11 protein-coding genes and 2 pseudogenes are annotated in these 11,885 nt (G+C 61.7%); 8 read left to right on the forward strand and 5 right to left on the reverse strand.

The features are described from left to right. Positions 1 to 81: 81 nt before the first annotated feature. The 4 genes from HWY30_RS36665 to HWY30_RS36680 all read left to right on the forward strand — a co-directional run bounded on the left by HWY30_RS36665 (position 82) and on the right by HWY30_RS36680 (position 4,420). Positions 82 to 933 (forward strand): fumarylacetoacetate hydrolase family protein, encoded by an 852-nt coding sequence (locus HWY30_RS36665; protein ID WP_090809645.1) that lies wholly within the window; start codon positions 82 to 84, stop codon positions 931 to 933. A 55-nt stretch (positions 934 to 988) separates the two neighbouring features. Beyond that, a complete protein-coding gene (gene mhpA / locus HWY30_RS36670; protein ID WP_090809643.1) occupies positions 989 to 2,521 on the forward strand; it encodes a bifunctional 3-(3-hydroxy-phenyl)propionate/3-hydroxycinnamic acid hydroxylase MhpA in 1,533 nt (510 codons plus the stop codon). Positions 2,522 to 2,611: 90 nt separating this feature from the next. After that, positions 2,612 to 3,958, forward strand: a complete 1,347-nt coding sequence (locus HWY30_RS36675; RefSeq protein ID WP_090809642.1) for an MFS transporter — start codon at positions 2,612 to 2,614, stop codon at positions 3,956 to 3,958. A gap of 75 nt (positions 3,959 to 4,033) precedes the next feature. After that, entirely contained in the window at positions 4,034 to 4,420 is a 387-nt protein-coding gene (locus HWY30_RS36680) for a nuclear transport factor 2 family protein (protein ID WP_090809640.1), read from the forward strand. A 687-nt stretch (positions 4,421 to 5,107) separates the two neighbouring features. Here the strand turns inward: HWY30_RS36680 and oxlT are convergent. The 4 genes and pseudogenes from oxlT to HWY30_RS36700 form a co-directional block, all read right to left on the reverse strand. Continuing rightward, the gene (gene oxlT / locus HWY30_RS36685; RefSeq protein ID WP_090809638.1) at positions 5,108 to 6,397 is read right to left on the reverse strand and encodes an oxalate/formate MFS antiporter; all 1,290 of its coding nucleotides are present in this window, start codon (positions 6,395 to 6,397) and stop codon (positions 5,108 to 5,110) included. Between the two features lie 110 nt (positions 6,398 to 6,507). Then, positions 6,508 to 6,816: pseudogene (locus HWY30_RS36690) on the reverse strand (gamma-glutamyltransferase); the annotation flags it as partial. A gap of 219 nt (positions 6,817 to 7,035) precedes the next feature. After that, a complete protein-coding gene (locus HWY30_RS36695; RefSeq protein WP_090809636.1) occupies positions 7,036 to 7,782 on the reverse strand; it encodes a GntR family transcriptional regulator in 747 nt (248 codons plus the stop codon). A gap of 121 nt (positions 7,783 to 7,903) precedes the next feature. After that, positions 7,904 to 8,863 carry a methyl-accepting chemotaxis protein gene (locus HWY30_RS36700; protein ID WP_090809634.1) on the reverse strand — a complete coding sequence of 320 codons (960 nt, stop codon included), beginning with the start codon at positions 8,861 to 8,863 and terminating at the stop codon, positions 7,904 to 7,906. Positions 8,864 to 8,926: 63 nt separating this feature from the next. On the opposite strand from HWY30_RS36700, the gene HWY30_RS36705 reads away from it, so the two are divergent. From HWY30_RS36705 to HWY30_RS36720, 4 genes and pseudogenes are all read left to right on the forward strand, one after another. Beyond that, a complete protein-coding gene (locus HWY30_RS36705) occupies positions 8,927 to 9,070 on the forward strand; it encodes a hypothetical protein (protein WP_244145151.1) in 144 nt (47 codons plus the stop codon). 61 nt (positions 9,071 to 9,131) lie between these two features. After that, entirely contained in the window at positions 9,132 to 9,980 is an 849-nt protein-coding gene (locus tag HWY30_RS36710) for a PadR family transcriptional regulator (RefSeq protein ID WP_090809632.1), read from the forward strand. Positions 9,981 to 10,044: 64 nt separating this feature from the next. Beyond that, positions 10,045 to 10,881 (forward strand): siderophore-interacting protein, encoded by an 837-nt coding sequence (locus HWY30_RS36715; protein ID WP_090809630.1) that lies wholly within the window; start codon positions 10,045 to 10,047, stop codon positions 10,879 to 10,881. A gap of 66 nt (positions 10,882 to 10,947) precedes the next feature. Then, a pseudogene (locus HWY30_RS36720) lies at positions 10,948 to 11,082 on the forward strand (MFS transporter); the annotation flags it as partial. A 493-nt stretch (positions 11,083 to 11,575) separates the two neighbouring features. On the opposite strand, the gene HWY30_RS36725 reads toward HWY30_RS36720, so the two are convergent. Further along, positions 11,576 to 11,885 (reverse strand): helix-turn-helix domain-containing protein (locus tag HWY30_RS36725; RefSeq protein WP_208524361.1); only part of this gene is annotated, 310 nt, incomplete at its 5' end.

Here is an 11,885-nt window from a genome sequence, read left to right on the forward strand (position 1 = left end):
TTCTCACCATAAGATAAATGCACGGGTTTTTTACGAATCATGGCGTTGATCCTACCTACTTTTTATCTACCCGGAGCATCAATGAAACTCGCCAGCTTCTCCACCCACCTTGGCTCATCGTTCGGCATCGTTCGCGATGAAACCGTGTTCGACCTTGGCAAACGTCTCGGCGGCCGTTATGCCGATCTGAAGGCACTGATTGCCGCCGACGCATTCCGCGAGGCCGCGCAGGCCGCCGATGGCGCGCAGGGCGACTACCCGCTGTCGGAAGTCACGCTGCTGCCTGTGATCCCGAACCCTGAACAAATCTTTTGCGTGGGACTCAACTACGCAGACCACGTCAAGGAAACCAACCGCGAAACCACCGAGCATCCGGTCATCTTCATGCGGGTGCCGGCTTCCCAGGTGGGCCATGGCCAGCCGATGCTGCGTCCGCCTGAGTCGCAGAAGTTCGACTATGAGGGTGAGATTGCCGTCATCATCGGGCGCGGTGGACGACGCATCGCCGAGGCCGACGCGTGGAATCACATCGCTGGCTACGCCTGCTACAACGACGGTTCCGTGCGCGACTGGCAGCTTCATACGGGCCAGTGGGGCCCGGGCAAAAATTTCTATCGCACCGGCGCGTTCGGACCGTGGATGGTGACGAGCGACGAGATCGAACCCAACGCGGTGATGACGCTCGTCACCCGCCTGAATGGACAGGAAGTGCAACGCGCGACGACGCAGATGCTGATTCACGGCATTGCCAAACAGATTGCCTACCTGTCGACGTTCACCCCGCTCTCGCCGGGAGACGTGATCGTGACCGGCACGCCTGGCGGCGTCGGCGCGAAGCGCAATCCGCCGCTGTTCATGAAGGCCGGCGACGTGGCGGAAGTGGAGGTTGATCGGATCGGCGTTCTGTCCAATCCAATCGCCGACGAAGCGTAAAAGTCGTAGCCGGGCGCGTTCGTGTGCGCTCGGCGTCTATCTGGCGGAACAAGACATGTTAGAGAAAACTATTTCGACGCACGCGTGCGACTACGACGTGGCCGTTATCGGTCTCGGGCCCACCGGGGCGACGCTCGCGAACCTGCTGGCAATCGAAGGCTTGCGGGTGCTGGTGCTGGAGAGAGACAAGGAGATTTTCGCGCTTCCTCGCGCGGTGCATTTCGACGGTGAATGCATGCGAGTGTTCCAAACCCTCGGTTTAACCGACAAGCTGCTACCCAAGCTGTTCGTGGGTCCCGGCATGAAATTCGTGAACGGGGAAGGCAGGTTGCTGATCGACTGGCAACGGCCAACCTGTATCGGACCACAGGGGTGGAGCGCGAGTTACAAGTTCCATCAGCCCGATCTCGAGAATGCGTTACGCGAGCGTCTTGCGCAGCAATCGAGCGTTGACGTCCGGTTGCGCCACGAAGTGTTCGCGCTTGACGAGGCGAGCGATGGCGTCCAGTTGCGCTTCGAGGATACGTGCTGCGGCAAACTTGGACGTACCACCGCGAGATATGTAGTCGGCTGCGACGGTGCGCGCTCGATTGCGCGACGCTTCATGGGCACCGAATTGACCGATCTGAAATCGCATGAACGCTGGGTTGTGGTCGACGTATTGCTCGACGCACCGCGGCCCGATCTTGGCGACTACTCGGTCCAATACTGCGACCCGGCGCGCCCGACCACTTACACGCGTGGTCCCGGAAATCGGCGCCGCTGGGAAATCATGGTGATGCCCGGTGATGACGTGACGCAACTCACGTCCCCCGAATGGCTGTGGGACAAACTCGCTCGCTGGATTTCTCCGGCCGATGCGCGCCTCGAACGTTCTGCCATATATACATTTCACTCGGTCGTGGCGAACGGTTGGCGCCGTGGCCGACTGCTGCTTGCAGGCGATGCCGCACATCAGACGCCACCCTTTATGGGCCAGGGGATGGGAGCCGGCATTCGCGACGCGTCGAATCTCGCGTGGAAGCTTGGTGCCGTCATTCATGGCGAAGCGCCCGATACCCTCCTCGACAGCTACGAATCCGAACGCTCGCCGCACGTGCGCTTATTTATCGAAACGGCGGTACAACTCGGCTCAGTCATTCAAACGACGAGGTCAGACCTGGCCGAAGTCCGTGATGAAGAAATGAGCGCAGCGATTCGCAATTTTGTGACCCCACAACCCAGGCTTGGCCCGGGCGCATGGATCGATGAACCATCGGGCGTGGCCGGGCATATTGCACCGCAACCCCGCCTGCTGGACGGACAACTCGTGGACGACGTGGTCGGCTATCGGTTTGCGCTGCTTGCGCGACCGGAATTGCTCCGTGAATGCCCCGACGTCGCCAATAGCGCTGCGCAAGCGGGCGTCGGGATTGTGGCCAGCGATGGAGCGGCTGTTCGCGAGTGGTTGGAGTCGATCAACGCTCCAGCGGTGCTTGTACGCCCCGACCGGTATGTGTACGGCGTCGCGCAGGACGGTGAATCCTTGCAAAACCTTCTGCACCACGCCGTACCCCGCTTGCAAACCGAAGGTGCTGTGGCCATGTGAGCCCGCACCCCCCGTTGTCACGCGAGATGTCTCGCGGTCGACGCACATAGACCATCGGACAAAGAATCCGATAATCAAATTGGAGGAGTCATGGGAATATCCCACAACCCGGTCGGCGGCGCCGACCGTTCACAGCCATCCGGCTTGTCCCCGTCGCAGTGGAAGATGATTCTCATCGCAAGCCTTGGCGGCTCGCTGGAGTTTTACGACTTCATCGTCTACGGCTTTTTTGCCCATAACATCGCGGCCCAGTTTTTCCCGAACTCGTCGTCGCTGGTCAGCATGCTGGCTACTTTCTCCGTGCTCGCAATCGGGTACGTGATCCGACCGCTCGGCGGAATTGTGCTCAGTAGCTGGGGCGACCGGTATGGCCGGCGTCCAGTGTTTCTCGGCTCAATCATTGTGGTCACGACCGCGACGATCTGTCTTGGTCTGCTGCCCAACTTTCAGAGCTGGGGCATGACCGCATCGATCCTGTTGATCCTGCTGCGCATGCTTCAGGGTTTTTGCGTCGGCGGAGAAATGCCCGGCGCGATTACCTATGCAGTGGAAGCCGCGCCGCATCGGGCGGGGCTCGCCGCGGGCATTATTATCTGCGCGGTGAACCTGGGTGTTTTGCTGGCCACATTCGTCAACCTCGGCATCCAGACCTACCTGTCCGCCACGGACGCGGCGGCGTATGGCTGGAGGATCGCGTTTCTTTTCGGCGGCGTTTGCGGGATCGCTTCCTACCTGATGCGCCGTAATCTGGACGAGTCGCCCGAGTTCAAGAGGATGCAAGGAGCTGTCGTGAAACAGCCGTTTCGCGAGACCTTGCGACGTCATGGCAAAGCGGTCGCGACGGGGGCACTGGCGATCGCCGTGATGGCCGGCGTCAACGGCATACTTTATGGCCACATGCCCGCCTACCTCGTCCAGCAGCTGCACTATGCACCACGGACCGCGGCAATTGCCCAGAACGCTTATCTGATCGTCAGTTCCCTCGGCCTCCTCGCCGCAGGCTGGCTCGGGGACAAGATTCCACGCCGGTACCTGCTTCGAGCGTCAGCGGCGCTGCTGATCGCATTGAGCTACCCGTTCTATGAAGCGCTGGCGAGACATACCGTCAATCCGGTAGTGCTGTTTGTGCTTGCCGGCGTGGTTTTTTCACTGGCAAGCGGGACATGGGCGTCGGTGCTCGCCGACCAATTCCCTGTCCAGGTCAGATTCAGCGGAATCGCGCTGGCTTACAACCTGGCCGTTGTCGTATTCAGCGGCTTTGCGCCCTTGCTGGCGACCATGCTGATTCGCATGACCGGCTCCTTGGCAGCGCCAGCCTGGTATGTCATCGCCGCATGCACGGTCGCGCTGCTTGCGAGCTATGGGTTGCCGACGGGAAAGTCTCGGGCCGGGTTGCCTTCGAAGACAGATGAACTGCGCGGCGAACTGTTGCGTTGAGCCGAATCGAGCCACGACGCGGCCGGCACCGTCTCTGACAAGAGATATCCATGCAGTATTTTTGGGGGATTTACGATGAAAGATGCGTCCGTTCAGGCCGCCGTCGAGGCGTTGGAACAACAGCGCTGCGACGCCACGGTGGCTGGAGACCTGCTCAAACTCGCGTCGCTACTCGACGACGATCTGACGTTCGTCCATTCAGCTGGCTACGTTCATGGCAAGTCGGAGTATCTGTCCTTCCTTACCGAGAAGATCAAGGTGCATCAAATCGTGCGTCCGCAACCGCTCGCATATAGGTTCCTGCCAGACACCGTGATCACGACGGGCCATCTCGAGCAATCCCTGGTGCGCAGGACCGATGGATCTGAGCTCAACATTCGCGCGCTCATAACTGAAATCTGGGTCAAACGCGAGGGCGGCTGGAAACTGCTGCATCTCCATTCCGGGCGCTTGCCGGATTGACGCAGATCCCTATCTTGCCGTCCATCTCGGGGTAAGCCTGGACACCGATCCTGAACAGGTTCGCGAACTCCCCCTGCTTGTGCGCGATGGAAGCAATCGTCACGATGCGTGGCCGGTCAGGCGATTCAGTCGCGGCAAGTTCGAGAGCGGGCATGAGCAGCGCCGAGAGTGTGTAGTGGCCAAGCATATTGGTGCCGAACTGCAGCTCCAAGCCATCGGCGGTGTTCCGCGAGTTTCTTCTGCGCGAACGAGCGGACCGACGCGACGGAAGCGTGAAGATTGAATATGTGGGATCGAGACTATCGCGGCGGCGATCCAAAAACATATCCGGCGACAATCAAGCCGCGAGCCGCTCAGCATGGAGACTCGCGCCAACATCAATTGCTCTTTGAGTACTGCATCGATTGCTGTTTTGGAGCCTCGTTGAAGTTTCGAGCGGACGGAATGATCTCGGCTGTCATTATCGGAATTCGGTCGTTAACACGACATGGCTCCTGGATGACGTTTCAGTCATTTCGAAGCGTCACTGGAACATCCGCGAGTGAGCCCGCTTCAACGTACAAGACCGACGGCGGCTGAACGACGCCTGTTAGAAGAGGTGTGACTGTGACGGTCTGCGCGACGCGCGCATGAAGGGCGCGCGCCACCAGGCAATTAGTCGTACAACGAACGAGCGCCCACTTGCCGTCAAACGCCGCGCGGTGCGGCAAGAAAACGGCGGCGCATCGGCTTGAGAACCGCAATCGCGAGCAATGCGGTAACGATGTCAAGCGTGATCGCCGCGCCGAACACCGGCAGCCAGCTACCCGCGTGCTGGTGCATCAACGCCGCCAGCGGGCCGCCCAGGATCGAGCCGATGCCCTGCGAAATGTAGAGCCAGCCATAGTTTTCCGTGGCATGCCGCGTGCCGAACGTGTCGGTCAGCGTCGCCGGGAACAGCGAGAAGATTTCGCCCCAGCCGAAGAACACCACGCCCGAGAGCAACACGAACAGCACCGCGTTATCGCGCGTGAACAGCCACAGCGCCATCGCGACGCCTTCCAGGGCGAACGCGAAGAACATCGTGTTTTCGCGGCCGACTTTGTCGGACACCCAGCCGAACAGCGGTCGCGTGAGCCCGTTCGTGAAGCGGTCGATCGTCAACGCAAGCGGAAGCGCCGCCATGCCGAACACGAGCACTTTGGTCACGCCGAAATCGGCGGCGAAGGTGGCCATTTGCGACGTGACCATCAGACCGGAGGTCGACATCATCGTCATCATGGCGAACATCAGCCAGAAGATCGGCGTCCTGAGCGTCTGTGACGGGCGCAGATTCGCCACCGGCGAACCGGCCTCATTCACATTCGCGCCGGCGGCATCATGCACGGGCGGCACACGCAAGCCCTGCGATGCGAGCAGCCCTACCACCGCGAACGCGGTGCCGAACATCCACAGCGTCGCCTCGACACCGCGCGCCTGCAACGACGCTGCGATCGGAAACGTCGTGACGATCGCGCCCATGCCATAGCCGGCGGCGACGGCGCCCGCCGCGAAGCCTCGCTGCGCGGGGAACCAGCGCACCATCAGCCCGACAACGCCAACATATACGATGCCCGTGCCAAGGCCGCCGATCACGCCATACGTCAGATAGAGCATCGGCGCACTCTGGACCTGCGATGCGAACACCCAGCTCAGGCCGGACATCACTGTGCCGAACGAGATCAGCGTGCGCGGACCGAAGCGGTCGATCAGCTTGCCTTGAAACGGCGAAAAAAACGTCTGCAGAATGATCAGCAGCGCGAACGTCACCTGCAGTTCAGGCAACGCGATGCCCAATTTCGCGGCGAGCGGTTTGGTCATCAACGTCCAGACATATTGCGGACTCGAGATCGCCATCATGCAGACGAGACCCAGTCCAAGTTGAATCCAGCGGTTATGCGTGGCGGACGTCGAGACATTCTCGATACGCGGCGCGATCGGTTGCAAGCGTGTGTTCATGGTGTTCTCCGTTTCCTGAGCGCATGCCAGCCGGCATGCGCGAGACGTGCGCCGTCCTCCGGGCCTGAACGGCCGGAACGGCAAGTCGTTTGAGAAAAAGCGCGCGGTGTCTACCGGCCCGCAGCGGCCCCGTCACTGCGCGGATCGTAGCCCGCTTCGATTAACCCATCAGGGTGCCGAACGATTGCGCCGGCATGCCCCATCGCGTCATCGTAAGGCGCCATCATCTCGACCTCGTGCCAGAACGCGCTGAGCGTTGCTGCCGTGTGCGCGGCGAAGCGTGGCTCGAGCTTGAGCGTGCCGGTCGATTGGTCCCATGTGCGGCCGAGCAGCCAGCGAGGCGCGTCGATCGCCGCCTGCGGGTTCCAGCCGAAATTCGCGATGCGTGAAAACACGGCGCTTTGCGATTGGGGCTGCCCTCGTCGAGCGAGAAACTGCAGCGCGCCGCGAGCGCATTCGGCGCGACGGCCATGCCCCTCGCGCCGCGCGTCGGATTCAGAAAACTAGATGACATATTGGACGGGGCTTTTGCTTGTATACATACCCATCACTAACGCGAGAAGCATGCCAGCACGCGAGTCGCCCGCTCATGCGCGCCAGATAGGGTTTCGCACGGCTCGGTACGCGCGGCGATGTCGCTACCTGGTGCCCCGCAACCTGGGTGGTGCATAGGGGACCGCATTCGGCCCCATTGCAGTGCGTGCGCGTTGCAGGCGCTCGCCCGTCAAGGTGCGCACCGCAACGCGGCTACCCTCGATATGGCGCGCGATCAACGCAACGCTACGATCCGTTTCGCGACAACGAATCGCATCGAGGATCGCGACATGTTCGCCGTAGGTTTCGTCGATGCAGTCGCCATACACGAGATCGAGCCGCCGCACGACCCGGATGCGATCGGTCACGCGCTGCATCGCATTGGTCAGCTCGGCGTTATCGGCGGCCTGCACGAGGGCGTGATGAAATGCTTCGTCGAGCGCGACCATCTCGCGGCCGTCACGCCGACGGTGAGCAGGCGGGATCTTCCAGATTTGTTCGAGCTGACCGAGCATCTGTGCGACGCCTTCGGAGAGCTCTCCTTCGGCACTCGCAAGCTTCGAGACCGCAAAGGTTTCAATCAGCTTGCGCATTTCGTACAGGTCTTCGAAGCGCTTGAAATCGACCGGCACGACTTCCCAGCCGCCGCGCACATAGCCGCGCATCAGGCCGTCACTTTGCAGGCGCTGCAAGGCCTCGCGCGCAGGCGTGCGGGACACGCCGAAGCGCTCGGCGATGCTGCCTTCCGTCACGCGGTCGCCGGGCAGCAGGCGCATATCGAAGATATCTTCGCGGACACTGACATAGACATGATCAGCCCGCGAGGGGGGAATGCCGGTGATGTCGTTCACGCTTGGAACCTGAGTTGGCGAGTGTCGGGGCTGAGATTATTGTCCGACCCGAACGCGCCATGTCAACACGCGATGAAAAAACCGGCATCGCACGGACATCAGCCGCGAGCGAAATACGCCTTTACAGCCGACAGAAACGTATCGATGTCCGCGCGCCTGCAGCGCGGACGATTTCGATTGAATTGAAAATCGGGTTATGCCGCCACGCGCTCACGAGTAGCTGCTGGCGAGCGAAAGCGCCGGGTTGCGCGAGGACTCTGACCTCGCCCGCCACCACGGCAAAACCACGTCCCTGGCTACCTGCCCGCGCGGCCTCGACCGCCGCATTCAGCGCGAGGATGTTGGTCTGGAACGCGATCCCGTCGATGACCGAGATGATCTCCGCGATGCGCGCCGACGACGCCCGTATCCCATGCATCGTCTCCACCACCCGGCCGACCGCCATGCCGCCTTCCCCAGCCGTTTCCGAGGCGTGCCTGGCAAGCTCGTCCGCGTGTCCCGCGTTCGCAGCGTTGGTGGCCACGCTCGCGTCGAATTCCTTGAGTGCGCCGGTGGCCTGCTCGAGCGCGCTGGCCTGGAGCTCGGTGCGCGCGCCAAGATCGGCATTGCCGGCGGCAATCGCGTGACTCATGTCGGCGACTGCATCGGCGCCATCGCGCACCTGTCCCACGATGTCCGCGAGCGCTTCTCTCATCCGCACGACAGTCGCCATCACGCTACCCGTATCGCCGGTGCGCAAGTCGGCGCACTGGGAAAGATCGCCGCGCCGGATCGCATCGGCGAACGCGATCAGCTCTCGCGGCTCGGTACCGAGCGACCGGCCTATGTTGCGCACGACAAGCACCGCAACGCCAAGACCGATCACGCACGCAAGCCCGGTCAGCGCGAGCATCATCAAGCGGAAATCGACGCTTATCTGGCGTGCCTCGGCGCTGCCCTGCCGGTTCAGTGCTTCCTGAAAGTCGATCAACTGGTTGATTGCCGCGAGCCACTCGAGCAGCGCGGGGGCTGACGTCCGTCTCGACGGCCAGTACCTCCTTCGCGCCTTCAGCAGCCACGCTGGCAATCGCCTGCGTCGCATGCGTCAGGCGGTCCTCACCCAGATCCGCAATGCACACGCGAAGCCCGAGCTGCGCGAATCGACGTGGTCAACGCCGTCAATGCGCAAAACCTGATCCTGCCGGGCGGCACCGCGAAGATCGGCACGAAGGAATACAACGTGCAGATGAACGGCAGCACGGACGCCGTCGCCGCGCTCAACGATCTGCCCACCGCAAAAAGAGTTTGACAGACAATCTTAAGATATATATCGTAAGATGCATCTTACGACACTCATAGGAGAGTCCCAGATGCGTCATCCTCATCATTTTTGCGGTCCGCGCGGCGCGCGCGACCGTTTTCATGCCGGTTTCCGCCTTCCGTCGCCGCAGACGAGCGAAGTCGCCGACCTGGGCGCCGCCGAAGCATGCGCTTCCTCCGGCGCCCGCCACCACTACCTGCTGCACGTTTTGCGTCACGCCTTTGGCCGCCATCACGAGTGGCGCTTGGGCGGCCGTGGCTCGCGCTTCGGCGGTGGTTTCGGTGGTCCGGGCGGATACGGTGGTTTCGGCGGCGGCCCCGGCGGCTTCGGCGGCGACGGCGATGGTTTCCCGCGTGGCCGCAAATTCAGCTCCGACGATCTGCAACTGCTGCTGCTATCGCTGATCGAAGCGCAGCCGAGTCACGGCTACGAGTTGATCAAGGCGCTCGAAACGCGCTCGAACGGCTTCTACAGCCCGAGCCCCGGCATGGTCTATCCAGCGCTGACCTATCTCGAAGAACTCGGCTACGTCACCGTGCAGCTCGAAGGCAACCGCAAGCGCTATGAGCTGGCGGATGCGGGCCGCGAATATCTGGCCGCGAACCGCGAGCGCGTCGAGCTGATGCTCGCGCGACTCTCGCATATCGCACGCAAGATGGATTCGGTGCGCCGCGCGTTTGCCGGCGAGGAGCCGGCCGACGTCAGCGAAGGCGGCTGGGTGCCCGAGCTGAATGAAGCGCGCCGCACGCTGAAGAACGCGCTGCTGCGCCGGGACAACGCGCCGGCCGACGAACAGCGCCGCATCGCAGCGATCCTGATGCGCGCGGCCAAAGAAATCGAAGGCGGCAACCGTGGCGACATCGCAAAGCCCGGCAACGACAGCGAGCCGACCGCCTGACAACGCGCGCCCGTCCACGAGGCGACCCGCGCGTCCTCCCGAACCGAACTGGAGCATCGCCCACATGCAAGAGCAAAACACTCGCCCTGATCTCGCCGTGCATCGCGTACGGCATCCGTTGAAGTTTCGTCTGCTGCAGGTCAAGCAGGTGCGCGCGCTGACGCCGCACCTGATTCGCGTGACCTTCACCGGCGCCGATCTGGACGACTTCGTCTCAGCCTCGTTCGACGATCACATCAAGGTCTTCTTCCCCGACCCCGGCGCCGACAAACCTACGCTGCCGCAAGCCGGCCCCGACGGCCCGGTGTTCCCGGAAGGCAAGCGGCCGACCGCGCGCGATTTCACGCCGCGCCGTTTCGATCGCGACGCCCGCGAGCTCGACATCGAGTTCGCGATGCACGACGCGGGCCCCGCGGCGACGTGGGCCGCGCAGGCGCAGGCGGGCCAGTATCTGGGCGTCGGCGGCCCGCGCGGTTCGCTGGTGATTCCGACCGGCTTCGACTGGCATCTGCTGATCGGCGACGACACCGCGCTGCCCGCGATCGCGCGCCGTCTCGAAGAGTTGCCGGCCGGCACGCGCGTCGCCGCGGTGATCGAGGTCGCCGATCCGTCGGCGCGCATCGAGTTCACGACGCAGGCCGAGCTGCACCTCGTCTGGTGCTATCGCAGCGAAGCCGACACCCGGACCGGCGCGCGCAGCGAAGCGCTGTTGCACGCGGTGCGCGATACCTGGCTGCCGGTGAACGGTGAAGGCTATGTGTGGGCCGCTGGCGAAGCGGCGACGATCCGCGCGGTGCGTCAACATCTGTGCGGCGAACGCGGCGTCGACAAAACGCGGATTCGCGCGGCCAGCTACTGGAAACAGGGCGCGGTCGCGGTCCACGAAACGATCGACGACTGAGCTTCTGCTCGCGTGGCTCGCGGCATTAGCGGCGTACTTCGAACAACGACAAAAGGAAATCAACCGATGTACTCAATCACCGCACGGCACGAGCGTCGTTTGTTGTGGCTGCTCGCGCTCACGCAGTTCACGATCATCATGGACTTCATGGTGATGATGCCGCTCGGCCCGCAGATCATGAGCGCGTTCCAGATCGCGCCTGGTGTGGCAACCATTAATCTTTAACTTCTGAGTTAATTGCTTCCCTTCTGCAACTTAAGCACCGAACTGCACCATTACGGCGCATCGTAGTTTACCGAATAATTTCGTTTTACTTTCTGCGTCGCGTGCTGTACGCGTCTGGCAACGTTGGTTCGCACCAGAACTTCCCGGCCCCCCCAAAACGTACGTAACGGCGGACAGTCGCCTCTTCTCGACTCGTGTGAGGAAATTGTTAACGATCACTTGTGCCCGCTTTGTCGCCGTGCCGCATCTCAATGACCCAGATCAGGCAAGATCGTTACCCTCGATCAATGCATTGGCATCTGTCTGATACAAGCACTGAGAGTTCTGGGGGAAATTCGGTCGAATGCGCCCGTGATTAAACGTGCAAGACCGGTGTTGCAGCATCGATCGAAAACTGGTTGAGGCCAGTTCCTTACCGCTTGCGTACCAATTGCTCGCACATCTCTATCACCCAACGCCGAACAAATTCTCAGCTTTCAGGGTTGAGTTTTTTTAAAATCATCGTGATCTCAAGCCCGTCGTCCGAAGCACGGTTGGTTGTTCGACGAACGAAGTTGTCAAGTGGAATATCAAAGACATCTGCCAGCTGGATCAGATGTTGACGCGGCGGCAGCACAATGCCTCTTTCAAACCGGCTAATCGTTTCCTGCCGCACTCCTATTGCTTGAGCCAAGTCTTCCCGAGTAAGTCCTAATCTTACTGTGTCACAAAAATTGATTTGCAGCAAGGTAATACCTGGTAGTATTAAATAATACAGACTTCGGGCGATCGCGATGAGA

It is taken from the genome of Paraburkholderia tuberum STM678 (genome assembly GCF_902833905.1).
GTDB lineage: Bacteria > Pseudomonadota > Gammaproteobacteria > Burkholderiales > Burkholderiaceae > Paraburkholderia > Paraburkholderia tuberum.